Below are 23,134 nucleotides of genomic sequence, written 5' to 3'. Positions count from 1 at the left end.
CGTCACGGCTTGATTCCGACCCCCGCCCACAGGCTGACCTGCGCGTCCGTCGGGGTCTCGGGGCCCTCGGGCCGGGTCGGCCGCCAGCGGTGGCCGACGGTGACGCCGGGGTCGAGCAGGTCGAGCCCCTCGAAGAAGCGGGCAACGTCCTGTCGCGGGCGGAACTGCACCGGCGTGCCCGAGCCGGTGTAGATGTCGGTGACCTTCTTCCAGGTGGGCGGGTCGAAGTCGGGCGTGCAGTGGCTCAGTGCGAGTGCGCTGCCCGAGGGGAGGGCCGCCATCAGCCGGCCGACGATGCCGTACGGGTCGGCCGCGTCGGTGACGAAGTGCATCAGCGCGTTCAGGGACAGCGCGACCGGCCGGGACGGGTCGAGCACCTCGGTCAGTTCGGGCGCGCTCAGCAGGGAGTCGGGGTCGTTGACATCGGCCTCGATGTAGGTGGTGCGGCCCTGCGGGGTGCTGCGCATCAGACGCTCGGCGTACTTCAGTACCAGCGGGTCGTTGTCGGCGTAGACCACCCTGGCCTCGGGGACCACGGACTGCGCCACCTGGTGCACGTTCGGCTCGGTGGGAATGCCGGTGCCGATGTCGAGCCACTGGCGGATGCCGTGCTCCTGTGCCAGTACCCGGGTCGCGCGGTGCATGAAGGCGCGGTTCTCCCGGGCGCAGGTGAAGATGCCCGGGTAGGCGTCGGCGACCGCTTCGGCGGCCTGCTTGTCGACCGGGAAGTGGTCCTTGCCGCCCAGGTAGTAGTCGTACATTCGAGCCGAGTGCGGCCTGCTGGTGTCGAGGTCCCGCACGCCGTGAGTGTTGCCCATCCTGTCCCCTTCAAAGAGTGTGCTGCGGTGTGCCGGGCAGGTCGTGGCCGCGGGCGGCCCCGTCCCGCTGTCCTTCCCGGCCCGCCGCGAGGTGGTCGGCCATGCCCTGCTTGACCCCTCGGAGGAACGCGCCGATCTCCTCGGGCGTGTAGATGAGCGCCGGGCCGGCCGGGTCGGTCGACTGGCGCACCGCGACCCGTCCGTCGGCGAGCCTCTTGGTCTCCACGCACTGGCCTCCGTTGGGGCCGCTCCACGGGCGTTCCCAGCCCTGTTCGCCGAGGTCCGCGGCGGGCATCCCGTTGTACACGGTGTCGTCGGTCGTGGTCATGAGTACTCCTTGCGCATGCGGTCCAGGAGTGCCTTGCTGTCCCGGGACGAGGTCAGCAGCGACATCCTGTTGTGCGCCTCGAGATGCGCGACGACGTCCGCGCGTTCGTCCAGGTACACCGAGGCCGAGAGGATCTCGCTGTAGACGATGTCCGGCAGTTCGGGTTCCTCGAACCGGAAGTACGTGAAGGGAGCGCAGGCCCCGACGTGGGCGCCTACGGCGAACGGCAGGATGTCGATGCTGACGTGTTCCAGCTCGGAGACCTCCAGGAGCCGGTCGATCTGCTCGCGCATCACCTCGGGGCCGCCGACGCTGCGGTGCAGGACGGCTTCCTCCATGACCACCCAGAGGGTGGGCGCGTTCTCCCGCTCCAGCAGGCTCTGCCGGCGCAGCCGCAGGTTGACGCGGCGTTCCAGCTCCTCGTCGGTTTCGTTCGGGAAGCCTCCGCCCAGTACGCCGCGGGCGTAGGCCTGGGTCTGCAGAAGTCCCGTGACGTAGTGGGGTTCGTAGGTGCGCAGGGTCCTGGCGCCGGTCTCCAGGCTCACGTACGCGGTGAACCAGCTGGGCAGCACGTCGCGGTAGGCGTACCACCAGCCGGGCTTGTTGGCCTGTTCGGCGAGGGCGACGAACTCTTCCGTCTCCTGCCGCCCGGCGCCGTAGGTCTGTAAGAGCTTCTCGACATAGAGCGGTTTGAGGGGAACTTCGGCCTTCTCCAGCCGGCGGATGGTCAGGGACGTCACCCGCAGAGCCTTGGCGGCGTCGGCCAGTGAGGCGCCCGCGCTCTGCCGCATGTCCTGAAGGCGTCGGCCGAGGATCATGCGCAGGACCGTGGGAGCACTCGTGCCGGTGCCGGATCGGGCTTCGCTCACGCCCCTACCTCCTGATGGGCTGTCACCCGCCCGATTGTGACAGCGACTTGGTGATAGCGCCAGGCCGAATACGACTTCCTGAAATTATCAGGGATCCGGTTGCAGCATGAACCGGACAACCAGCATAGTGACGCATGTGAGCGAGCCCGCCGATCGGATGACGCGCCGCCAACTTCGGTTGCACCCCGCCAAGTTGTGTCTTCGTGCGTTCGGACAGCAGGTCACCCCCTGCCCCGCCCGCTCAGGTCCGCTCCTCGCACCGCGCCCCTCCGCTCTGGAAGGCGATCAATGTGACCCCCCACACGACCTCTTCTTCAGGACTCTTACCACCCTCGTGGCCGGACCTGGAGCACTGGTTCGACCTGCCCTCGCTCCACACGAACGTGCGGGCGGCCCGTGACACGGTCCGCCGCCGGCTGCGCGCGTGGCGGCTGCCGGGCGACGTGTGCACCGACGCGGTGCTGCTCGTCTCGGAGCTGACCACCAACGCCGTCGTCCACACCGTCAGCGACAACCTGCTGTGCGGGCTGTCGCTGACCTCCGGCGGGCGGCTGCGGATCGAGGTGCACGACGACGGACGCACGGCGTCCCGCCCGTCCGGCGCCCGGCCCGGCGCCGAGGACGAGAGCGGCCGGGGTCTGCTGATCGTGCAGCAGCTGGCGGACTCCTGGGGGAGTGCCGGCTCGACCCGCACCGGGGGCACCGTGGTCTGGGCGGATCTGCGGGTCGAGTTCTGACCCCGGCCGCGATCGGCACCGTCCTCGACTCCCTTGGCGCACAAGGGGCTTGAGCCGTACGGCCGTCCCCTCGGCCGGGCGTCAGCGGCGCGCGGAGGCGGCCAGCATCGGGAGCGAGACGATGTCGGCGAGGGCCTGCTGGCCGGCGATGTTCGCGTGGATTCCGTCCCCCGCGTCGTAGGGCGGGTGGATGCTGTTGGGCCGCACGGGGTCCTTGAGCACCTGGTCGAAGGGGAGGACTCCGTCGCAGGTACCGCCGCAGTCGTTCCACTTCGACACGAACGTGCCGACGGCGTGCCGGTCGCGGTTGTTCCGGTCGCTGTAGCCGGGGCGCGGGGTGATGGGTGTGACGTACACCTTGATGCCCGCGGCGCGCAGTCGGCGGAAGACCTCGCGGTAACTCGTGAGGATCTGCGCGGCGTCGCATCCGGCGGCGAGGTCGTTGGTCCCGTAGTAGTAGAGGACTCCGGTGACCCCGTGCAGTGCCAGGACGTCCCGCTCCAGCCTGGCCGCGGCGTCCAGGCCGCGGACGGAGTCGCCGATGTCCGGGCAGGTGGCGGCGCTGGTGGTGCCGCCGATGCCCGCGTTGGCGACGGCGAACTGCCGCGTGGGAGGCAGTTCGGCCGCGATCCGCCGGGCGAGGCCGTCCGTCCACCGCAGGTCCTCGCCGGGCCGGGTGCAGTCCGGCCCGCAGTCGGTCGAGCCGGTCCCGTCGACCACCGAGCTGCCGTAGGCCACGAGGCTGCCCCGCAGCCGCGGATTGCGCACGTCGACCGCGCTGACCAGGTAGGTGGAGCCGGTCGTCCCGGTGTAGGCGGTGCCTGCCGGATCGGCGGTGTGGTCGCCCGAGCCGGGCGGAGTCAGGTAGTTGGTGCGGAAGGCGCTCTCGTGCCGGCCGGGCCGCACCGTGCCAAAGACGGAGAGCGAGACCGCGATGTCGTCCTGGGCCGCGGTCCTGAGTGGGGCGGGGTCGCTCCACACCTCGCCGCCGGGCGGGACGACGACCTCGCGCCGGCCGTCGAAGGTGACGGGGCTCGGGCGGCCCCGCGTCGCGGCGTCCTTGCCGCTGCCGCGTCCCACCGTCGCGGCGTCGACGGTGAGGGGGGTCGCGCCGAAGGTGTTCTGGACGCGTATCCGCAGTGCGTCGCCGCCCTGGCTCAGGTGGGTGATCATGCGGAGGGACTGATCACGCAGCGGCGTGGGGGCGAGGTTCTGCTGGGAGCCGGCCCAGGACGTGAACCAGGCGTCGGTCTCCGGACGTTCGGGTCCGGGGGCAGCGGTCGTCGCGGACGCGGTGAGGACCGACGACGCCAGGGTCAGGGCCAGGGCGGCCGCGACGCCTGTGGCCAGGGGGTCCCGGAGGGGGCCGAGTGCTCGGGCAAGGAGACGGCGCATGGGTGCCTGCCTTTCCGACGTGACTGAGCGGGTGCGGTCGACCGCGGTGGGGCAGTGCGCGGGCCCGGGGCGGTCTCCCCTTTCTCGATCCGTCCGACGGCCGCGACGGGCGACCCGACGGCGCGGGCCGTCCGGCCGGTGGCCGTACGGTGGTGGGGCGTTGGTCGGGCGGGTGATCGGGCGGTGGTGGGCTTCGGGTACGGGTCCGCGAGGACTGCCGCACGCACCCTCCGCCACGCGGGACGCTCCGGCGACCCCCGCATCGTAGACACCGACCACGCTCCCCCGGAACCGTGCCGCGGCCACTCGTCCGCCCTGTCGTCGCCCGCGGATCGGCGTGGCGTTCGCCCGCGCGGCAGGAATTGACAGCGCGTCAGGTGCCGGCCGCGGTGCGGCGCGCGGGACGCCGCCGGCGCTGGACGGCCCCGTAGGTCTTCTCGACGGCGATGGCCGCAGCGTCGTAGGGGCGCTGTGCGACACCGACGAAAAAACAGTCGATGACGGCGAGTTGGGCGATGCGGCTCACCGTCGCCCCGGACCTGAACGGGGTCTCGCGGGCGCAGGTCGCCAGCACGAGGTCGGCGCCGGTCGCGAGGGTGGAGCCGGGGTCTTGGTCAGGGCGATGGTGGTGGCGCCGCGTTCGGCCGCGGCCTGGAGGGGTTCGACGGTGTCCTCGGTCTCGCCGGAGTGGGAGACGGCCAGTGCCACGTCGCCGGGCCCGAGGAGGGCCGTCGCGGTGAGTGCCGCGTGCCGGTCGCTCCGGGCGAAGGCGATGTGACCCATGCAGTGGAGTTGCCCGTGCCGATGGTGCGGCAGAACCTCATCACGGTGGCGGCCGAGGTGCTCGCCCGGTCCCCCAGGGCGCGGATTCCGCCTATTTGGTAAGAAATTCACTTATTCACCAACGGCACGTCATTTATTGACATACGGGGGACGGCATTCCCATACTCGGACGGCGATCCGCACCGGTCACCGACGGCCCGGTGGGCATCGACGACACCACCGGCCCGTGTCTAGGAGCGAGCGTGCGTCAACTCGACCTCGTGGTGATCGTGGTCTATCTGATCGGGATCGCCTGGATCGGTCTGCGGAAGGCCGGCCGGCAGAAGTCGGCGAAGGACTACTTCGTCGGTGAAGGCCACATGCCGTGGTGGACCGTCTCCTTCTCCGTCGTCGCCACCGAGACCAGCGTGCTGACCGTGATCAGTGTTCCGGGCGGCGCCTACAGCGGACAGGCCTTCGGAAACGTCGAACTCGCCCTCGGCTACGTCATCGGACGCGTCGTCGTGGCCACCGTGCTGATCCCCCTCTACAAGCGCGGCGGGTTCGTCAGCGCCTACCAGTACCTGGGCGACCGGTTCGGCCTGAAGTTGCAGGGGCTCGCCTCGGTGACCTTCGTGTTCACCCGGCTCCTCGCGGAGGGGGTCCGGCTGTTCGCCTCCGCCATCCCGATCAAGCTGCTGCTCGACGAGTTCGGCGTGCACCCGAGCTACCGCGTGATCATCATCGTGCTCACCCTGATCACCGTGGTCTACACCTACCTGGGCGGCATCAAGGCGGTCATCTGGACCGACGCCATCCAGATGGGCCTCTACCTCGGCGGCGCGCTGCTCGCCGTCGCCGTGCTGTCCGCCCACGTCGGCGGGGAGGGCTACGCGCGCGCCCTGGACGCCGGCCGATTCGCGCTGTTCGACACGGACTTCAACCTCGCCCACGTCCTCACCAGCCCGTTCGCCCTGCCCACCGCCATCGTGGGCGGCGCCGTCTTCGCCATGGCCAGCCACGGCTCCGACCAGCTCATCGTCCAGCGGGTGCTGGCCACCCGGACGCTGCGCGAGGGCCAGAAGGCCATGATCGCCTCGGGTGTCTTCGTCACCGTCCAGTTCGCCGCCTTCTCGCTCGTCGGCGCGCTGCTGTGGTCGTACAACGAGGGCAGGTCGTTCTCGGAGCTGGGGCTGTCCAGCTCCGACAACCTGTACCCCGAGTTCATCCTGCACTCACTGCCCGTCGTCGTCTCGGGTCTGCTCGTGGCCGGCATCCTGGGCGCCGCGATGGGCTCGCTGTCCTCGGCGCTGAACTCCATGTCGAACTCGACGGTCGCCGACATCATCCACAGCTTCTTCCGCAGCACCCCGTCCGAGGAGGGACTGCTCCGGCTCGCCCGCTGGACGACCCTGGTCTGGGCGACCCTGATGGCCGTCTTCGCCTGCGGGTTCAGCGAGAGCACGGGCAACGTCTATCTGACCGGTCTGACCATCGCGGGCTACACCTACGGTGCGCTGCTCGGCGCGTTCCTCCTCGGGCGGCTGGTCACCCGCGCCGACGAGGCCGACTCCGTCGTGGCGTTCCTGGTCACCGCCGGGGTCATGACGTACATCGTGCGCGGGGTGAAGATCGACGTCACCACGGGCGGTACCACGGTGTCCCAGGCGATCGCGGCCCAGTGGCTCGTGCCCGTCGGTGTGGTGATCACGCTCGTCGTCGGCGGGGTGCTGAGCCTGTTCCACCGCGCTCCCGCGGCCGGTGAGGTCACGGCGGACGACGCGCGGCCGGGCCCCGGGCCGGACTCGCTGACCACGACGGCCGACCGGAAGTGACCTCGCCCCGGGGAGACACCGTGCGTGTGATCGGCCTGATGCGCTGGCCGCGGCACCCGTCGCCGGGAGCGACGACGTGCCGGCGACCCTGGCCAGGGTCAGCGCCGTCACGGTGGCCGACGCCTGCCGTGCGCACGGGGTCACCCGGCTCGTCGTATCCGGCGGCGGCGCGCGCAACCCGGTCCTGCTGGGCATGATCGCCGAGGAGCTGCCCGGTGTGCCCCTCGGCGCCGGCGACGAACTGGGGCTGCCGTCCGACGCCAAGGAGGCGCTGGCCTTCGCTCTCCTGGGCTTCCTGACCGTCAACGGGCTTCCCGGCGCGATCCCTTCGGGCACGGGTGCGCGCCGGGCCTCGCTCCTCGGCAGCATCACGCCGGGGACGGCGCCCTTGCGCCTGCCCGAACCGGCCGGCGCCCCGCCGCGGGTGCCGCGGATCACCGGTGGACCGCTGTCCTGACCGGTCGCGGCCCCCGTCCGGCGGGGTTCAGAGGTGCGCCAGGACCAGGGAGGAGCCGCCGGCGCGGATGCCCTCGGCCGCCGCCTCGGTCAGATCGGTGTCGGTGACGATGGTCTCGAAGGCGGTCAGGGGAGCCACGCGGTAGCGGCCGAAGGTGCCGTACTTGGAGGAGCCGGCCACGAGGACGGAGTGCGCCGCCGAGGCCATGGCCGCCTGCTTGACGTCCACTTTGGACTCCGAGGGGGTCGTGGAGCCCCTGAGCAGGTCCCAGGAACTGGTGCTGATGAAGGCGATGTCCAGGGCGAGTCGCCGCAGGGTGTCCGCCGCGAGCCGGCCGACGCTGGAGCGGTTGGAGACGTCGACGCGTCCGCCGACGTGCACCAGTTCCAGGTTCTCCGCGTCCATCAGTCGGCCGATGGTGGTGAAGTCGTTGGTGACCACGGTGAGGTTCGGCAACTGGGCGAGCGCGGGCACCATGGCGAGCAGGGTGGTGCCGGCGTCCAGGTAGACGGTCATGCCGTCCTGGACCAGGCGGGCGGCCTCGGCGGCCATCGCCCGTTTCTGGGGCTGCTCGACCTGCGACTTGTCGAGGAAGCCGGGTTCGCTGTTGATGGTGCTGGCGATGCGGACGCCGCCGGGGACGGAGAACACCAGTCCCTTGCGTTCGAGTTCGGCGATGTCGCGTCGCACCGTCATGTGGGAGACGCAGAGCAGCCGGGTGATCTGCTGGACGCTGAGCACGCCGTCGCGCCGCAGGTGCTTCAGGAGCTGTTCACGGCGCTGGTCGGGGATCAGCGGAGGGTGCTCGCCGTCCGAGGTCATGATCTGGTCTCCCTTCGACCGTGATGACGTTAGCCGATGATCATGCCGGTGACGGTCCCGGGACCGTCACCGGCATGTGCCGTCAGGCGTGCACGACCGTGCTGAGCAGCATCACGCCGCCGAGGCTGAGGAGTGACTGGAGGGACAGCATCAGGGTCCAGGTGCGGAAGGTCTGCGCCACCGACAGCTGGAAGTACTCCTTGAAGAGCCAGAACCCGGAGTCGTTCACGTGGGAGAGCATCACCGCGCCCGAGGCGGTGGCCAGCACCATCAGCTCCGGCGAGGTGCTGGGCGAGGCACTGAGCAGGGGCGCCACGATGGCGGTCGCCGCGGCGGTCGCCACGGTGGCCGATCCCAGGCAGACCCGGAGCAGGGCGGCGACGAGCCAGCCCAGCAGCAGCGGGGGTATCGCCCAGTTCACCGCGTAGTCGGAGATGAGCTGGTCGATCCCCGTCTCCGTCAGCATGGCCTTGAATCCGCCGCCCGCGCCCAGGATCAGGATGATCGCGCCGACCGGGGCGAGTCCCTTGGACGCCATCTTCTGGAGCTGGCCGAGGCCGAAGCCGGACCGCACGCCGAGGGCGAAGAAGGCGAAGACCACGGCCGCCAGCAGGGACAGCACGGACGAGTTGCAGGCGTCGAAGAACTGGTAAGGCAGCGTGCCCTTGGCCGTGTTGGCCGTGCCGAGCGTGCCGATGAGCATCAGCACCGGCGGCATGAGCACGGTGATGAGCGCGAGGGTGAAGGAGGCCGGCTTGCGGCGGTGCTCGGGCTCGGCCGTTGCGGTCTGGACGGGGCCGCGGTCCAGGTCGGGCGCCGGTCCGAACCAGCGGCTGATGAGCCGGGTGAGCACCGGGCCGGTGAGGACGGCCATCGGGATGCCGATGATCAGGCCCCACAGGATGGTCAGGCCGGTGTTGGCGCCGTACGCGGAGACGGCCAGGGTCGGCGAGGGGTGGGGAGGCAGCAGGCCGTGCGAGACGTACAGGCCGGCCGCCATCGGCAGGCCCACCCACAGCAGATGGGTGTTGCTGCGCTTGGCGACGGTGTACACGAGCGGCACCAGCATGACGAAGCTGACGTCGAACAGGTGGGGCATGCCGATCAGCAGTGCCGCGGCGGTGATGGCCGCGGGGATCCACTGCACGGGCCGGGACCCGATGAACACGGTGGCGATGCGGTCGGCGCCGCCCGAACCGAGCAGTATGCCGCCCAGCAGGGTGCCGAGGCCGATGGTCGGACCACTGCCCGCCAGGGTGTCGCCGAAGCCGCCCTGGAAGGCCTGGACCGCGCGCACCGGGGCGATGCCCGCCGCGACGCCGAGACCGAGGGCGGACAGGGCGAGCGCGAGGAAGGGGTGCAGCTTGGCTCTGGTGATCAGCAGGACCAGTACGACGACGGCCGCGACCCCGAGGAGGAGGTGCTGGAGGTCGGTGCTCATGACGCGGCGTTCCCTTCCGCGCCGTCGGGGCAGCCGCGCGAGGCGCGTCCGGCTCGCCAGGCGCGCAGCAGGCCGGGGTCGGGGTCGGCCAGGTCTGCGACCAGGATCGGCTCACCGGCGGCCACCGGCCGGGCGAGCGTGGCGTGGGCGGCGAGGTAGAGGGGGGCGATGTCCTCGGGTGCCTCCTCGCCGCGCAGCAGGACGGCCTGGACGCCCGTGACGTCGTGGTGGTGGCCGCCCATCGCGAGGACGGTTCCGGCGGCCAGGCCGGTGCGGGCGCGCCCGGCGAGTACGGCGTACGAGCGGGGGTCGGTGCCGCCCGAGGGGCGGTGGTGCAGCACCGCCGACAGCAGGCTCACCGGGGTCTCCACGCCCATGAGGTGGTAGGGCAGGTAGATCGCGGCGTACCGGCCGTCCGCGCTGAGGACGTGGCCCTTCTCCCGCAGCGTCTCCCAGGTCACCGGGTCGTCGGTGCGTACGACCACGAAGACGCCGCCGGCGAACGACGCCTCGCCGGGCAGCCGCAGCGCGCTGAAGACGTCCACCGCTCCGGTGCGGTTCAGTACGCCGCCGTCCTCGCGGGGACGGTAGACGTTGGCGAGTTCGGCGATGCGGGCCACGGGGTAGTGCAGGCGCTCGGTGTCCGGCCGGAAGCCCGTGTTGTTGGCGACGACGGCCATCTCGCAGTAGTCGGCGGTGGCGCCGGTGGGCAGGGCGGCCACGGCGGCGGCGCGTGCGTCGAGGGTGGCGCGCACGTCGTCGCCGAGTTCGAGCAGACCGGTGAGCGCGGGCGCGGGCACCGTGGTGTCCAGCTGCGTCACGGTGCCGGCCGCGGGGTCGAGCACGAGGTCGTACTCGGTGGACTTGCCGATCGCCACGACATCGAGGCCGAGCAGTTCCGCCCAGGTCACCAGGCCGATGAGGTTGGCGGGCTGGTCGCCGTCGGCGGTGGTGTAGACGAGGTTCTGGGCAGCCGCGAGTTCCGCGAGGTGGAGTCCGGCGACGGAGTCCACCTCCTTGCTGACCATGGCCACGTGCCGGCCGCAGGCAAGGGCGTGCTCGGCCATGGCGAACCCGTCCGCCGGGCTGCCCGTCGCCTCCACCAGGATGTCCCAGGGGGCCGCGGTCAGCAGGGCCGCGTCGGCGACGAGGGCGATGCCGCCCCGCGCGACGGTCTCGGCCACGCCGGCGGCGTCGTGGCACTCGGCCGGCAGATCGTCCGGGTAGCCCAGCTCCCCGAGCACCGCGCGCAGCCGCGGCAGGTCGCGGTCGCACAGGACGGCCGGCACGAGGCCGGGCAGCCGGCGGGTCTGGGCGAGGAGGGTGCGCGCGAATCCGCCGCCGGCTCCGGTCAGTGCGTAGCGCACCGTCCGGCCGCCGCTGTCGGCGAACAGGTGATGCAGATTCATGAGGCCCTCCTGAGTGAGCGCGCAAGGCAGTGACAAAGGCTTCTCGCGCGGTCGGTGGGGGCGACGGAGTCCTGTGGGACGCGCGTTCTAGAAGCAGCGGATGAACAACGTGTATCACCAGATCCCATCTGCGTAAAGTCTGGTAACATAATTTCACAGATCATCACGGGTGGCCGTCGGCCGCACCAGAACCCGGACACCAAGGCAGGAGCACCTGATGCCGACCCTCGGGGCCATCGCAGACGACTTCACCGGCGCGACCGATCTTGCGACCATGCTGGTGGCCCGCGGATTCCGGACCGTGGTCGCCATCGGTCCCGACGCGGTCGCGTCCCCGGGCGGGCCCGGCCCGACGGCCGACGCGGACGCCGTCGTCGTGGCCCTCAAGTCGAGAACCGCGCCCGTCACGGAGGCGGTGGAGGCCTCGCGCCGGGCACTGGACGCCCTTCGCGCGATCGGGTGCGAGCGCTTCTACTTCAAGTACTGCTCGACGTTCGACTCCACGCCCCGCGGCAACATCGGGCCGGTGACCGACGCCCTGCTCGACGGGATCGGCGAGCGGCGCACGGTGGTGGTGCCCTCCTTCCCGGCGACGGGTCGCACGGTGTACCGGGGGCGGCTGTTCGTCCACGACGACCTGCTCGACGAGAGCCCCATGCGCCACCACCCCCTCACCCCGATGCTGGACTCCCGCGTCGACCGGCTGCTGCGGCCCCAGACCGGCCACCCGGTCACGCGCGTCGGCCTGGACACGGTCAGGGCCGGCGCCGACGCCCTGCGCGCGGCCCTGGACGACCCGGCCCACGCCGACGCCCTCACCGTCGTGGACGCCGTCGACGACGAGGACCTGCGGACCGTCGCCGCCGCCACCGAGGGGTTCGGCCTGGTGACCGGCGCCGCCGGACTCGCCCTCGGACTGACCGGCCCGCATCCCGACCAGGCCCGTGCCCGGCCCGCGTCCCGGCCACGGGATCCGGGGGTGGTCCTGGCGGGCAGCGCCTCCGCCGCCACCCGTGCCCAGGTGGCCCACGCCGTCGGCCGGCTGCCGCACCGGCGGCTCGATCTGGCCCGGCTGCGCGCCGACTTCGACGCCGCCGTGGCCGACCTGACCGCGTTCGTGCGTGAGCAGTGGGAGGCCGACCCTGGCCGGCCTCCCCTGATCTACGCGGTCGCCGCGCCCGAGGACGTGGAGACCGACACCCCGCCCGCCGCCGAGCCGCCCTCGTCCCTGGTGGAGCGGGCCCTGGCCGCCTGTGCGACCGTCCTCGTCACCGCCGGGGCGCGGCGGCTGCTGGTGGCCGGCGGAGAGACCTCGGGTGCCGTCGTCACGGCGCTGCGCGCCCGCACGCTGGCCATCGGGGCGCCCATCGCCCCGGGCGTCACCTGGGCCCGCGCCGAGGTGCGCCCGGCCGGCACCCCCCACACCGTGGACCTCGCCCTCAAGTCGGGCAACTTCGGCGGCACGGACATCTTCACTCAGGCATGGGAGCAGCTGGCATGACCGCCCTCGCACACGAACTCGTCGCGGCGGCGGCCCATCTGGCCGGGCTCGGGCTGAGCCCCGGCTCGTCGGGCAACATCAGCGCCCGCGACGGCGACCGCGTCCTCATCACGCCGACCGGCACCGACATGGCCGCGCTCGACCCCGGCGGCCTGTCGGTGCTCGACCTGGACGGCAACCACCTCGACGGACCGACGCCGTCCAAGGAGTACCCCCTCCACCTGGCCTTCTACCGGCGCGAGCAGACGACCCGGGCCGTCGTCCACCTGCACTCCCGGCACGCCGCCGCGGCCTCCTGCCGCACCCCCTGGTCCGAGCACAGCGCGCTGCCCCCGCTGACGCCGTACTTCGTCATGCGGGTGGGGCAGATACCGCTCCTGCCCTACGCGCCGCCCGGCGACCCCGCCCAGGCCGCCGACCTGGAACGGCTCGGCTTCCCCTGCCACGCCGCGCTCCTGCAAAACCACGGACCGGTCGTCGCGGGCGCCTCCCTGCGCGCGGCGACCGAGGCCGCGGTCGAGGTGGAGGAGACCTCCGCGCTGCACCTGCTGCTGGGCGACCAGCCCGTGCGCCTGCTCACGATGTCCGAGGCCGTCGCGCTGGCCCACAAGTACGGCACCCACTGGCAGGCGGCGCCCTCCTCGGCGTGAGGCGGGCTCCGCGTGCCTGGTGATTCTGCCGATGGCGCCGGTGCCGCGCGCCACGACGCTGGTCGGGTCAGGCACCCCGAATCCTCGCCAGGAGGGCTCCATGCGTCGTCGTTCCCCACGCCGGCTTCTCGGTGTTGTCGCGGCCGCCGCGGTCGCGTTCGGCCTCTTCTCCCCAGCGTCGACGGCCGGCGCGGCCACGCCCGGCGCCGCCCCGGCCGCCGCCGCGCGATCCGCCGACCCGGCCGCCCGGCCCCTGTCGACCAGTACACCGGTCGTCTTCGTCCACGGGTACGCGGGCAGCGCGTCCAACTGGGTCACCGCCCTGAGCGTCTTCCGGCTCAACGGCTGGTCCAACTCCAACCTGTTCACCTACGAGTACAACTCGTACGGCGACAACATCACCAACGCCCGGGGCCTCGCGACCTTCGTGGACACCGTGAAGGCGCGGACCGGGGCGGCCCAGGTCGCCCTCGTCAACCACTCGATGGGCGGCCTCGTCAGTCAGTACTACCTGAAGGTGCTGGGCGGCAACACCAGCGTCAGCCACCTCGCCTCGGTCGCCGGCGCCAACCACGGGACCACGTACGCCGGCGCCTGTCTGATCTACGAGACCTGCCGGCAGATGTACCCGGGCTCCTCGTTCATCTCCGAGATCACCGCGGGGGACGAGACGCCGGGCAGTACCAGGTACGCCACCTGGTACTCGGCGTGCGACGGCATCATCCTGCCCTACACCAGCACCCGGCTGGACGGCGCGACCAACAACAACGTGCTCTGCCAGACCCACCTCGGCTATCTGGCGGACACGGTCGTGCTGGGGCAGGTCGCCCGCTTCGTCGCCTCCTGACCCACCGCGCCGGCAAACGCGCTCCCGCGCCGTCAGGCCTCCTGGGCCGGGAGCGCGTACAGCCGCGGGAGGTTCACCACGATGGCCTCCTGGGTGCTGCGGGCGATGACGACCACCGCCTCGTCGGCGGGGTCGGGGTTCTCCTCGCGGTGCGGGACGAACGGGGGGACGAAGATGTAGTCGCCGGGCGAGGTGCGCAGCCGCACCTCCTGCGGGCGGTCCCCCGAGTCGTCCAGGAAGACGAACTCGGGGTGCCCGCTGACCACGTAGATGGCGGTCTCCGACTCGCCGTGGTGGTGGTCGGAGGAGGAGGTCGCGGGGGCGACGTGGGTCTGGCCCATCCACAGCTTCTCGGAGCCCACCGCCCGTCCGCTGACGGCGGCGAACCTGCGCATGCCGCCGGTCTGCGCCGTGTCGCCGTCCAGGGAGTCGGCACGGATGTGGTGCAGACGGGTGCGCAGGGGGGTGACCGGGTGCCCGGGGGCGTCGTGGAGGTGGGGATGGAAGCCTTCACCGGGGGCTGTCAACGGCTCGCTCATGGGCGGGACGCTAGAAGAGCGCGGGAAAAGATGTCAAGAGGTGTCCATTGCCCTTCACCTGCGGCAATGTTCCCGCAACGGAAGAGGGAAAGCGGTGGAGACCCTCCTGCGGGCCCTCCTGTCGGGCATCATGGGCGCATGCATATCTCCGCGAAGGCGGACTACGCCACGCGGGCCCTTCTGGAGCTCGCCCTTGAACCCACCCGTCCGCTGACCTGCGAGGCCATCGCCTCCTCGCAGCAGATTCCGTTCCGCTTCCTGAAGTCCGTCGTGAGCGAGCTGCGCAAGGCCGGTCTGGTCCGCAGCCAGCGCGGCTGCGAGGGCGGCTACTGGCTCGGCCGGCCCGCCGAGGACATCACTTTGCTGGACGTTCTCGCGCATCGTCGACGGCGAGTTGATCACCCTGCGCGGCCAGAGCCCGGCCGCGCTGGACTATCCCGGTGCCGCGTCGGGACTGCCCGACGTGTGGCGCCGGATCGAGGCGGACGCGGCATCCGTCCTGGGCGGGGTGACCGTGGCCTCGCTGCTGCCCGTACCGGTGGGCGAGGGGCTGTCCCACAAGGGCGCCGCGTGACGGCGGCGCCGCGCCGGTCCCCGGTGGAGGTGGTGGAGTACACCGATCCGCTGTGTCCCTGGGCGTGGGGCTCGGAACCCGAGTTCCGCAGGCTGCGCGCCGCCCTGCCCGACGGGGTCCGGCCCCGTCGCGTGTACTGCATCCTGTTCGACGAGGACGACGACCCGCCGCCCGATCCGGCGGCGGAGACCGCCTGGTACGCGGGGTACGTCGAGGAGATCGCCGGCCACACCGGCGCCCCGCGGGCGGCGCGGCTGAGCCGGGTGGCGGCCAGTTCGTGGCCCGCCTCGCTCGTCGCCAAGGCCGCCGAACTCCAGGGCGCGGATGTCGCCGACCGCGTGCTGCGCCGGCTGCGGGAGACGGTCTTCGTGCTCGGGGAACCGGCCGACACCCATGAGCTGGCTCTGTCCGCGGTACGCGGCACACCGGGCCTGGACCTGGCCAGGCTGTCCGCCGACGCGTTGTCCGGTGCCGTGCGGGAGCGGGTCGGCGCCGACCGGGCCGAGGCGCGCCGGCCCGTCCCCGAGGCGCGGTCCGTGCCGGGCGGCTCTCCGCATCCCGGCGCCGCGAAGGAGACGGCGGACGGCGCGTACCGCTACGCCCTGCCGACCGTGCTGGTGCGGGCGCCGGGCGGCTACCGGGTGGTCCCGGGGCGGCGCCCCTACGCGGCGTACGAGGCCGCGGTGCGGGAGGTGTGTCCCGGCCTGTTGCGCGAGCCCGTCCGCCCCTCGCCGGACGACGCGCTGGTGCGCTACGGGAGCCTGACCGACCCGGAGTTGGGGGTGCTGACGGACGGACCGGGGCCCCCGGCGCGGGCGGTCCGGGTGGAGACCGGCAACGGCCCCGTGTGGCTGGATCCAAAGGAGGCCGCGACCCATCCGGCGACCCGCCCAGGTGCCCCGGCCGCACCGTGACAGGGCTCTGATCTGCGGTCAGAGCCCGTCCCGCCGAATGAGACACCAATTGGTGTCCATTGACAGGCGCTCATGACTGGCCCCAGGATGTGCACCATGCTCACGACGCACCCCGCCGTGGTGTGCCGCTACGTGGACCTGCGGCGCACCTGTAGCGCTCTCTGTCGCTGACCGACCGCCGCCCATGGCCCGTCGGCGCCCGACCCTCCGGTCAGCCCCGGCCGCCCGCCGCTCGGCCGAGCCGCGTTTGCCGCCCGCGCCCCTCGCCTCCCCGCCTGTTCTCCTTCCCCGCCCGGTCCGCCTCCGCGCAGCCACCGACGCCCACGCGCGCTGATCGCGGCGTGCCCGACGAGCACCGAGCCCTCGCCGGCCCGGCATGTCCCGGCACGTCCGAACCGGCGTCAGGCGCGGTCGGGCGACCACCCCCTGCCCCGTCGCCGTTCCGGCTGCCCGGACCCGGCCCGGGGACCGTCACAGAAAGTATGAGATGCCCGGACGACTCACGCCCCGCCGCCCCGGACCGCACCGCCGATCCGGCCGCCTGCGTGCCACCGCACTCGGCGCCGCCCTCGCCACCGTGCTCGTCCCCGCCCTCAGCGCGTGCGGCGGTGACGCGGCCTCCGCGAACGGCGACGCCACCCTGAAGTGGACCTCGACCTACTTCCCCACCCACTGGGACCCGGTGGTCGGCGGCAGTGGTGCCCAGTTCCGCGAACTCTCCCTCGTATACGCCTCGTTGACCCGCACCGACACCACCGGCAAGGCCGTGCCCGACCTGGCCGAGAGCTGGGAGTACAACGACAGGGGCGACGAGATCACCTTTCACCTGCGCTCCGGACTGAAGTTCAGCGACGGCGAGCCCGTGGACGGCACCGCGGTCAAGGCCGCCGTGGAGCGGGCCCAGAAGCAGAAGAACTCGGCGCTCTTCGGCGACCTGACGTTCGATCGAGTCGGTGGACGCGAACGGGCTGGACGCGGTCATCCACCTCAATCAAGTCGACTACCAGATACCGCAGTTGCTCGGCCAGCGCGTGCTGCAGATCGCCAGTCCCAAGGCGGCCTCGGCACCCGAGAAGCTGGACCAGAACCCGGTGGGCGCCGGTCCCTTCACCGTCACCCAGCTCATCCCCGGCACCAAGGCGGTCCTGAAGAAGAACCCCGACTACTGGGACGCGAAGAACATCCACATCGACAACGTCGAACTGACCTCGGCGCCCGACGCGTCCACGGTCGTCTCCGGTCTGCAGACCGGCGTGTACAACTTCGCCGACATCGACCCCAGTCAGGCGGACGCCGCCAAGAAGGCCGGCCTCAACGTCTTCGTGCAGCCCGGGTTCAACGCCTCCAACATCAGCCTGAACGTCAACAAGGCGCCGTTCGACGACGACAGGGTCGTCGACGCCGTGCGGTACGCGATCAACCGGCAGGAGTTCGTCGACAAACTGACCTTCGGCTACGGCGAGGCGACCAACCAGCCCTTCCCCAAGGGATATGTGGCCTACGATCCGAAGTCCGAGAACGCCTATCCCTACGACCCGGCGAAGTCGAAGAAGCTCCTCGCCCAGGCGGGGCACAAGGCCGGGGACATCAAGCTCGACCTGGTCATCCCGTCCGAGGACCCCCAGGCGGAGATCGTCCAGTCCCAGCTGGCCAAGGTGGGCATCACCGTCACCATCAAGATCGACAAGAACTGGGCCACGCCGTTCTTCGCCAAGAACCTCACCTTCTCGCTCTACGGCACCACCGGCCGGGACTCGGCGGCCCAGACCCTGACCGCCCACTTCGGACCCGACGGCCCGCTGAACCTCAGCACCCCCTACGAGCCGGCCGGCTTCGAGGCGGCCGTCGCCAAGGTCCGGCAGACCCCGCTGGACTCGGCCGAGTACCCCGAGGTGCTCCAGGCGGCGACCCGGGCCGGCCTGCAGAGCAAGGCCCTGGTCTTCACGTACTCCTCGCCCAACCTCATCGCCAAGAGCAAGTCCATCTCCGACCTGCCGAAGAACCCCGCCCACATCGACTGGACCGGCGTGACCATCGGCGGCAAGGGGGCGACCCCGTGACGACGACCGAGGCTCCGGCGGCTCCCGCCCCGAGCCGCCCCGTCGCCGCCATCAGGGCGCGGCACGCGCTCGGCCGCGTCCTGCTCACCCTGGCCAGGTCGGTCGCGATCTTCGTGCCCGTGTTCCTGGTCGCGACGTTCGTGACGTTCGCGCTGCGGTCGCTGAGCGGGCTGAGCCCGGCCCGCATCCAGTTGGGCGAGGAGGCCACCCCCGAGGCCATCGCCAGGGTCGAGGCGCAGTGGGGCCTCGACCGGCCCTTCCTGGTCCAGTACGGCGACTGGATCGGCGGTGTGCTGCACGGACAGCTCGGCGCGAGCTGGACCAACGGCGCCGACATCTCCACCCTCATCGGCCTCGGCCTCGGGGTGAGCCTGTCCGTCGCGACGTTCGCGCTGGTCATCGGGGTGGTCGTGGGCTTCGCCCTCGGCACCCTCGCGGCGCTGCGCCGCACCACCTGGGTCGACCGCGCGATCACCGGCTTCGTCACGGTGATCTCGGTGATGCCCGCCTTCGTGGTCGGCATCGTGCTCGTCGCCGTCCTCGCCGTCCAACTGCATCTGTTCCCCTCCGCCGGATACGTCCCGGCGGGGCAGGGGTTCGGCCCGTGGCTCGCGCACATCACCCTGCCGGCGCTGGCGCTGAGCTTCGACGTCATCGCCGACGTGGCCCGGCAGTTGCGCTCCAGTCTCGTCGCCGCCTACGGGGAGAACTACGTGACCGGTGCCGTCGTACGAGGGCTGAGCCCCCGGCGGATCTTCCTCGTCCATGTGCTGCGCAACGGTCTCGGGCCGACGCTCGCCACGCTGGGCCTGAAGTTCCCCGCCCTGGTGGGTGCTTCCGTGGTCACGGAGTGGATCTTCGGTCTGCAGGGCTTCGGCCGGTTCGCCAACGACTCCGCGCAGGCCGGCGACGTACCGGCCGTGCAGGGCGTGCTCGTGGTGTCGATCGCGCTGGTCGTCGCCTTCAATCTGGTCGTCAACCTGGTGCTGGCCCGCGTGACGCCGGCGTCCCAGCGGGGGGTGTGAAAAATGGTGCGTCGCGTTCTCTCCCTCACCTCCGGCCGCATCGCCGTCGTGATCCTGACCCTGGTCGCGCTGCTCGCGATCCTCGGACCGCTGCTCGCTCCGCACAATCCGCTGGCCACCAGCGACAACACCCTGGCCGCCGCGTCCGCCAGCCACTGGCTGGGCACCGACTACCTCGGCCGGGACGTGCTGAGCCGGCTGCTCGACGGCTCCCGGGTCAGTGTGCTCGGGGCACTGGAGGTCGCGCTCACGGCCCTGGCCGTCGGCGCGGTCCCCGGGATCCTGTCGGTGTACCTCGGCCGGGTCTTCGAGTGGATCACCCTGCGGCTGGCCGACACGCTCGTGGCCCTGCCGTTCCTGCTGTTCGCCGTCGCGGTGATCGCCCTGCTCGGCAACGGGCTCACGCAGGCGATGCTCGTGACCGGGGTGCTGGTGTCGCCCCTGTTCTACCGGGTGTCCCGCGCCGCCACGCTGGCGGTGGCGCGCTCGCAGTACGTCGAGGCCGCGCTGATCTCCGGCGCGTCCGTCGGCTGGGTGGTGCGCCGCCATGTGTGGGCCAAGGTGCTGCCGCCGATCGCGGTGGCCTTCGCGCAGACCATCGGCGTCGGCTTCGTCATCGTCTCCAGCCTGACCTTCCTCGGCATCGGGGTCCAGCCCCCCGAGCCGACCTGGGGCGGTCTGCTGGCCTCCGACCTCGGCTACCTCAGCCACCGGCCGTGGGCCCCGCTCACCCCCGCACTGCTGATCATGGTCACCGTCTGGGCCGGCAACCTGCTCGCGGACGCGATCCGCGACGTCTCGGGCGAGTCGGGGCGCGCCCTGCTCAAGGGCCGCCGATCGCGCACGGGCCGACCCGAGCGAACCGAACCCGCCACCGCCGGAGGTGCGTGATGACGACGGTTTCCGAGAAGCTCCTCACCGGGGCCGAGGCGGCCGGCGCACCCGGTCCCGCGGACGCGGACGAACGGACCGTGCCGCTGCTGTCCCTGCGCGACGTACGCATCGGCGACCGGACCGACGGCCGGGAGATCGTCCACGGCGTCAGCTTCGACCTCACCCCGGGCAAGGTCGTCGGCATCGTCGGCGAGTCCGGCAGCGGCAAGACCCTCACCTGCCGCGCCGCCCTGGGCATCCTGCCGGCCCACTTCGAGGTCACCGGCGGATCGATCGAGATCGACGGCACCGACATCGCCGTACTGACCGGCCCGCAGTGGACCGCGCTGCGCGGAGCCACCATCGCCGCGGTGTTCCAGGACCCGGCCTCCTATCTCAACCCGTCGCTGCGGATCGGCCCGCAGATCGCGGAGGTCGTCCGGGTCAAGAAGGGCCTGCGCCGCCGCGAGGCACGCCGGCGCGTCCTCGGCCTGCTGTGGGCGGTGCATCTGCGGGACCCGGAGCTGGTGTACGACCAGTACCCCTTCGAGCTGTCCGGCGGCATGCTCCAGCGCGTGCTGATCGCGGCGGCGATCGCCGCCGACCCGCGGATCCTCATCGCCGACGAGGCCACCACGGCGCTGGACGTCACCGTGCAGGCGGAGATCCTCGACCTCCTCGCCGATCTGCGCGAGCGGGCCGGGCTCGCCCTCGTCGTCGTCTCCCACGACCTGGCCGTGGTCGCCCAGTTGTGCGACGAGGTCCTGGTGATGAGGCAGGGCGAGGTCATCGAGCAGGGCCCGACCCGCACGGTCCTCGACGAGCCGCGGCACGAGTACACCCGGCTGCTGATACGCGAGCACGAGCAGTACGGCCTGGAGAAGTTCCTCACCCCGAAGGAGGATTCCCAATGACGTTGTCAAGCGGAGTTGGTGACTCGCTGTGAGCCTGTCACGCCGCTGCGGCTTCGGGCTCAGGCGCGGTCACCATGAACGTCCGGCCGTCACGTATAAGGGCCCACAGCACGTTCAGGCGCCGTCGGGCGAGGGCGAGAATGGCCTGCTTGTGGCCTTTGCCTTCCGCCCTCTTGCGGTCGTAGAACGTCTTGGAAACTGGGCAGCAGCGGGCGGCGACCTGGGCCGAGAGGTAGAACACCCGCAGCAGACGCCGGCTGTAGCGGCGAGGCCGGTGCAGATTGCCGCTGACGCGTCCGGAGTCCTTGGGCACGGGAGCCAGGCCGGCGACGCCGGCGAGGCGGTCGGGGGTGCCGAAGGCGTCCATGTCGCCGCCGGTGAGCGCGATGAACTCGGCACCCAGGAGGGGACCGATGCCGGGCAGGCTGGTGATCACTTCGGCGTGGCGGTGCTCGCGAAACCGGCCCTCGATGAGCCGGTCGGTCTCGGCGATCTCCTCATCGAGGGCCATCACCTCCCTCGCCAGCTTGACCACCATCGCGGCAGCCAGCTCCTCTCCGGGGACGACTGTGTACTGGGCCTCGGCGGCTTCCATGGCCGTGGCGGCGACGCCCTCGGCCCCACGGATCTTGCGGTTCTTCAGCCAGGTCGCCAGGCGGCTCTTGCCGGTCCGTCGAAGGGCGGCCGGCGTCTGGCAGCCGGTCAAGAGCAGGAGTCCCGCCTTGGACCTGCTGTAGTCGAAGGCCCGCTCCAAGGCGGGGAAGTACTCCAGCAGTTGAGCGCGCAGCCGGTTGACCGCGCGGGTGCGGTCGGCGGCCAGGTCGTAGCGGCGGGCGGTCAAGATCCGCAGGTCGACAGCGACCTCGTCGCCGGTCTGCAGCGGGTGCAGATCCCGGCGCATGCGGGCCTGGTCGGCAATGACGAAGGCGTCCTTGGCATCGGTCTTCCCGTCACCCCGGTAGGAGCCGGAAGCGTGGTGGACCGTGCGGCCAGGGATGTAGAGCAGCCGCTGACCGTGGTTGACCAACAGCGCGATCAGCAGGGCGGCACCGCCCGCGTTCAGGTCGATGGCCCAGGTGACCTCCTCGCTGAGGTCCAGGACATCGCCGATGAGCTGAAGCAGCTCGGCCTCGTCGTTGGCCACCCGGCGCGACAGCAGCCGTCGCCCCTCGGAGTCGATCACCACGCAGTGGTGATGGGCCTTACCTGCATCCGTACCGGCCCAGATCTCGGGCACGTGAGCCTCCGCCGACGTGTCGTACATGGTCCCAGCAGACGACCTCGCCGACGTGTCCTTACACAGCGATCTGCCTCGCGCATCCCAATTGGCGGCCGAGTCGTCGCGGGGTGCCGGGCGGCCAATCCTCCTGAGCCACGAGCGGCTGAAGCATGACAGCCATACCCGACACCTCTGGGTGCCCCGATCTTACGAATGACCAGGACTGACCCAAGAAAGAAGGTAAGGAAGCGTGAGCACCGACCGGCCGGACGACGCCACCCGCCCCGTCCTCGAAGTCACCGGGCTGGAGGTCCACTACGGCTCGCGCCGCCGGCGCCGCCGGGCCCTGCACGGCGTCTCGCTGAGCGTCGCGCCGGGTGAGACGGTCGGCCTCATCGGCGAGACGGGATCGGGCAAGTCCACCCTCGCCCGCACCGTACTCGGACTGGTGCGCCCGTCCGCCGGGTCCGTCGTCGTCGACGGCGAGGAGGTCACCGGCCACGGCCCCCGCCAGTGGCGCGAGCTGCGCCGCCGGGGCGTGGTCCAGTACGTCTTCCAGGACCCCCTGCGCAGCCTCGACCCGGATCTCACCGTCGAGACGTCCCTGATGGAGCCGCTGCTCGTCCAGGGCACGGCCCGCCGGGAGGCGGCGGCGCGGGTGCGGGCCTTCCTTCCCAGGGTGCGCCTGAGCGAGGAGTTGCTGGACCGGCTGCCCGGGGAGCTGTCCGGCGGCCAGCGCCAGCGGATCGCGGTGGCCCGCGCCCTGGTCACCGAACCGCGGCTGGTCATCCTCGACGAGCCGGTCAGCGCCCTGGACTCCGCCAACCGGGTCCAGGTCCTGGAGATCCTCAAGGAACTGCGCGCCACCGGGGTGGCCCTGGTCTTCATCTCGCACGACCTCGGGTCCGTCGCGGGGACCGCCGACCGGATCGCCGTGCTGTACCGGGGCGAGCTGGTCGAGGTCGGCGCCGCCCGTGATGTCGTCAACCGGCCGCAGCACGTCTACACGCGGCTGCTGGTCGGCTCCGCGCCCACGCTGCGCGGCGCACCGGTGGACCGCGCCGAGCGCGAGGCCCTGCGCGCCCTGCTGCCCGCCTGAGCCGCCGCCCGGCACACCGCACGCCCGCGCCTCACCCCCGCCTGCC

The 23,134-nt window shown here is 71.7% G+C and carries 19 protein-coding genes and 4 pseudogenes; 13 read left to right on the top strand and 10 right to left on the bottom strand.

Going from position 1 to position 23,134, the window contains the following annotated elements; genetic code table 11:
- Nucleotides 1-2: 2 nt before the first annotated feature.
- From AC4IHM_RS31665 to AC4IHM_RS31655, 3 genes are read right to left on the bottom strand one after another with little or no spacing between them, the layout of a single operon-like run.
- Nucleotides 3-818, bottom strand: a complete 816-nt coding sequence (locus AC4IHM_RS31665) for an SAM-dependent methyltransferase (RefSeq protein ID WP_490870396.1) — start codon at nucleotides 816-818, stop codon at nucleotides 3-5.
- 10 nt (nucleotides 819-828) lie between these two features.
- The gene (locus tag AC4IHM_RS31660) at nucleotides 829-1,146 is read right to left on the bottom strand and encodes a DUF397 domain-containing protein (protein ID WP_490870395.1); all 318 of its coding nucleotides are present in this window, start codon (nucleotides 1,144-1,146) and stop codon (nucleotides 829-831) included.
- Nucleotides 1,143-2,015 (bottom strand): Sco1979 family transcriptional regulator, encoded by an 873-nt coding sequence (locus AC4IHM_RS31655; protein ID WP_490870394.1) that lies wholly within the window; start codon nucleotides 2,013-2,015, stop codon nucleotides 1,143-1,145. The genes AC4IHM_RS31660 and AC4IHM_RS31655 overlap by 4 nt, the downstream gene beginning before the upstream one ends.
- Nucleotides 2,016-2,305: 290 nt before the next feature.
- Here AC4IHM_RS31655 and AC4IHM_RS31650 point away from each other — a divergent pair, with 290 nt between their 5' ends.
- Nucleotides 2,306-2,752 (top strand): ATP-binding protein, encoded by a 447-nt coding sequence (locus AC4IHM_RS31650; protein WP_490870393.1) that lies wholly within the window; start codon nucleotides 2,306-2,308, stop codon nucleotides 2,750-2,752.
- Nucleotides 2,753-2,833: 81 nt separating this feature from the next.
- Here the strand turns inward: AC4IHM_RS31650 and AC4IHM_RS31645 are convergent, their stop codons facing one another.
- Together AC4IHM_RS31645 and AC4IHM_RS31640 are read right to left on the bottom strand one after the other, a co-directional pair.
- On the bottom strand, nucleotides 2,834-4,147 hold the full coding sequence (locus AC4IHM_RS31645) for an SGNH/GDSL hydrolase family protein (protein ID WP_490870392.1): 1,314 nt from the start codon (nucleotides 4,145-4,147) through the stop codon (nucleotides 2,834-2,836).
- 373 nt (nucleotides 4,148-4,520) lie between these two features.
- Nucleotides 4,521-4,948: pseudogene (locus AC4IHM_RS31640) on the bottom strand (MurR/RpiR family transcriptional regulator); the annotation flags it as partial.
- Nucleotides 4,949-5,172: 224 nt separating this feature from the next.
- On the opposite strand from AC4IHM_RS31640, the gene AC4IHM_RS31635 reads away from it, so the two are divergent.
- Together AC4IHM_RS31635 and AC4IHM_RS31630 are read left to right on the top strand one after the other, a co-directional pair.
- A complete protein-coding gene (locus AC4IHM_RS31635) occupies nucleotides 5,173-6,744 on the top strand; it encodes a sodium:solute symporter (protein ID WP_490870391.1) in 1,572 nt (523 codons plus the stop codon).
- 40 nt (nucleotides 6,745-6,784) lie between these two features.
- Nucleotides 6,785-7,201 (top strand): annotated as a pseudogene (locus AC4IHM_RS31630) (anhydro-N-acetylmuramic acid kinase); the annotation flags it as partial.
- A 27-nt stretch (nucleotides 7,202-7,228) separates the two neighbouring features.
- Here AC4IHM_RS31630 and AC4IHM_RS31625 read toward each other — a convergent pair.
- From AC4IHM_RS31625 to AC4IHM_RS31615, 3 genes are all read right to left on the bottom strand, one after another.
- A complete protein-coding gene (locus AC4IHM_RS31625) occupies nucleotides 7,229-8,023 on the bottom strand; it encodes a DeoR/GlpR family DNA-binding transcription regulator (RefSeq protein ID WP_490870390.1) in 795 nt (264 codons plus the stop codon).
- An 82-nt stretch (nucleotides 8,024-8,105) separates the two neighbouring features.
- A complete protein-coding gene (locus AC4IHM_RS31620; RefSeq protein WP_490870389.1) occupies nucleotides 8,106-9,464 on the bottom strand; it encodes a GntT/GntP/DsdX family permease in 1,359 nt (452 codons plus the stop codon).
- Nucleotides 9,461-10,873 (bottom strand): homoserine dehydrogenase, encoded by a 1,413-nt coding sequence (locus AC4IHM_RS31615; RefSeq protein WP_490870388.1) that lies wholly within the window; start codon nucleotides 10,871-10,873, stop codon nucleotides 9,461-9,463. Before AC4IHM_RS31615 ends, AC4IHM_RS31620 begins: the two co-directional genes overlap by 4 nt.
- A gap of 217 nt (nucleotides 10,874-11,090) precedes the next feature.
- Between AC4IHM_RS31615 and otnK the strand changes: the two genes are divergently transcribed.
- The 3 genes from otnK to AC4IHM_RS31600 all read left to right on the top strand — a co-directional run bounded on the left by otnK (nucleotide 11,091) and on the right by AC4IHM_RS31600 (nucleotide 13,871).
- Entirely contained in the window at nucleotides 11,091-12,374 is a 1,284-nt protein-coding gene (gene otnK, locus AC4IHM_RS31610; RefSeq protein WP_490870387.1) for a 3-oxo-tetronate kinase, read from the top strand.
- Complete coding sequence (locus tag AC4IHM_RS31605; RefSeq protein WP_490870386.1) at nucleotides 12,371-13,024, top strand: class II aldolase/adducin family protein; 654 nt, start codon at nucleotides 12,371-12,373, stop codon at nucleotides 13,022-13,024. Before otnK ends, AC4IHM_RS31605 begins: the two co-directional genes overlap by 4 nt.
- A gap of 100 nt (nucleotides 13,025-13,124) precedes the next feature.
- Complete coding sequence (locus AC4IHM_RS31600; protein WP_490870385.1) at nucleotides 13,125-13,871, top strand: esterase/lipase family protein; 747 nt, start codon at nucleotides 13,125-13,127, stop codon at nucleotides 13,869-13,871.
- Nucleotides 13,872-13,903: 32 nt separating this feature from the next.
- On the opposite strand, the gene AC4IHM_RS31595 is transcribed toward AC4IHM_RS31600, so the two are convergent.
- Nucleotides 13,904-14,410 carry a cupin domain-containing protein gene (locus AC4IHM_RS31595; protein ID WP_490870384.1) on the bottom strand — a complete coding sequence of 169 codons (507 nt, stop codon included), beginning with the start codon at nucleotides 14,408-14,410 and terminating at the stop codon, nucleotides 13,904-13,906.
- Between the two features lie 138 nt (nucleotides 14,411-14,548).
- On the opposite strand from AC4IHM_RS31595, the pseudogene AC4IHM_RS31590 reads away from it, so the two are divergent.
- The 6 genes and pseudogenes from AC4IHM_RS31590 (at nucleotide 14,549) to AC4IHM_RS31565 (ending at nucleotide 20,770) form a co-directional block, all read left to right on the top strand.
- Nucleotides 14,549-14,984, top strand: a pseudogene (locus tag AC4IHM_RS31590) (RrF2 family transcriptional regulator).
- Entirely contained in the window at nucleotides 14,981-15,898 is a 918-nt protein-coding gene (locus AC4IHM_RS31585; protein ID WP_490870383.1) for a DsbA family oxidoreductase, read from the top strand. The pseudogene AC4IHM_RS31590 and the gene AC4IHM_RS31585 overlap by 4 nt, the downstream one beginning before the upstream one ends.
- A 487-nt stretch (nucleotides 15,899-16,385) precedes the next feature.
- Nucleotides 16,386-17,958, top strand: a pseudogene (locus tag AC4IHM_RS31580) (ABC transporter substrate-binding protein).
- Nucleotides 17,955-18,983: an ABC transporter permease gene (locus AC4IHM_RS31575; protein WP_490870382.1), complete on the top strand. Its 1,029-nt coding sequence runs from the start codon at nucleotides 17,955-17,957 to the stop codon at nucleotides 18,981-18,983. The pseudogene AC4IHM_RS31580 and the gene AC4IHM_RS31575 overlap by 4 nt, the downstream one beginning before the upstream one ends.
- A 3-nt stretch (nucleotides 18,984-18,986) precedes the next feature.
- Entirely contained in the window at nucleotides 18,987-19,874 is an 888-nt protein-coding gene (locus AC4IHM_RS31570; protein ID WP_490870381.1) for an ABC transporter permease, read from the top strand.
- Nucleotides 19,874-20,770, top strand: a complete 897-nt coding sequence (locus tag AC4IHM_RS31565; protein ID WP_490870380.1) for an ABC transporter ATP-binding protein — start codon at nucleotides 19,874-19,876, stop codon at nucleotides 20,768-20,770. Before AC4IHM_RS31570 ends, AC4IHM_RS31565 begins: the two co-directional genes overlap by 1 nt.
- A 37-nt stretch (nucleotides 20,771-20,807) precedes the next feature.
- Here AC4IHM_RS31565 and AC4IHM_RS31560 read toward each other — a convergent pair whose 3' ends face one another.
- Nucleotides 20,808-22,034, bottom strand: a complete 1,227-nt coding sequence (locus tag AC4IHM_RS31560; protein ID WP_490870379.1) for an IS110 family RNA-guided transposase — start codon at nucleotides 22,032-22,034, stop codon at nucleotides 20,808-20,810.
- A gap of 205 nt (nucleotides 22,035-22,239) precedes the next feature.
- Here AC4IHM_RS31560 and AC4IHM_RS31555 point away from each other — a divergent pair, with 205 nt between their 5' ends.
- Entirely contained in the window at nucleotides 22,240-23,088 is an 849-nt protein-coding gene (locus AC4IHM_RS31555) for an ABC transporter ATP-binding protein (protein WP_490870378.1), read from the top strand.
- The last annotated feature ends 46 nt before the right edge of the window (nucleotides 23,089-23,134 follow it).

The sequence above is a fragment of the Streptomyces sp. SL06 genome (assembly GCF_058244745.1).
The sequence above is the reverse complement of the archived record's forward strand: the minus strand, read 5'-3'. Positions and strand labels throughout refer to the sequence as shown.

Bases quoted from the DNA above. Each gene is read 5' to 3' on its own strand.
- AC4IHM_RS31665 (WP_490870396.1), bottom strand. From the start codon at position 818: ATGGGCAACACTCACGGCGTGCGGGACCTCGACACCAGCAGGCCGCAC.
- AC4IHM_RS31660 (WP_490870395.1), bottom strand. From the start codon at position 1,146: ATGACCACGACCGACGACACCGTGTACAACGGGATGCCCGCCGCGGAC.
- AC4IHM_RS31645 (WP_490870392.1), bottom strand. From the start codon at position 4,147: ATGCGCCGTCTCCTTGCCCGAGCACTCGGCCCCCTCCGGGACCCCCTG.
- AC4IHM_RS31625 (WP_490870390.1), bottom strand. From the start codon at position 8,023: ATGACCTCGGACGGCGAGCACCCTCCGCTGATCCCCGACCAGCGCCGT.
- AC4IHM_RS31620 (WP_490870389.1), bottom strand. From the start codon at position 9,464: ATGAGCACCGACCTCCAGCACCTCCTCCTCGGGGTCGCGGCCGTCGTC.
- AC4IHM_RS31615 (WP_490870388.1), bottom strand. From the start codon at position 10,873: ATGAATCTGCATCACCTGTTCGCCGACAGCGGCGGCCGGACGGTGCGC.
- otnK (WP_490870387.1), top strand. From the start codon at position 11,091: ATGCCGACCCTCGGGGCCATCGCAGACGACTTCACCGGCGCGACCGAT.
- AC4IHM_RS31605 (WP_490870386.1), top strand. From the start codon at position 12,371: ATGACCGCCCTCGCACACGAACTCGTCGCGGCGGCGGCCCATCTGGCC.
- AC4IHM_RS31600 (WP_490870385.1), top strand. From the start codon at position 13,125: ATGCGTCGTCGTTCCCCACGCCGGCTTCTCGGTGTTGTCGCGGCCGCC.
- AC4IHM_RS31595 (WP_490870384.1), bottom strand. From the start codon at position 14,410: ATGAGCGAGCCGTTGACAGCCCCCGGTGAAGGCTTCCATCCCCACCTC.
- AC4IHM_RS31570 (WP_490870381.1), top strand. From the start codon at position 18,987: ATGGTGCGTCGCGTTCTCTCCCTCACCTCCGGCCGCATCGCCGTCGTG.
- AC4IHM_RS31565 (WP_490870380.1), top strand. From the start codon at position 19,874: ATGACGACGGTTTCCGAGAAGCTCCTCACCGGGGCCGAGGCGGCCGGC.
- AC4IHM_RS31560 (WP_490870379.1), bottom strand. From the start codon at position 22,034: ATGTACGACACGTCGGCGGAGGCTCACGTGCCCGAGATCTGGGCCGGT.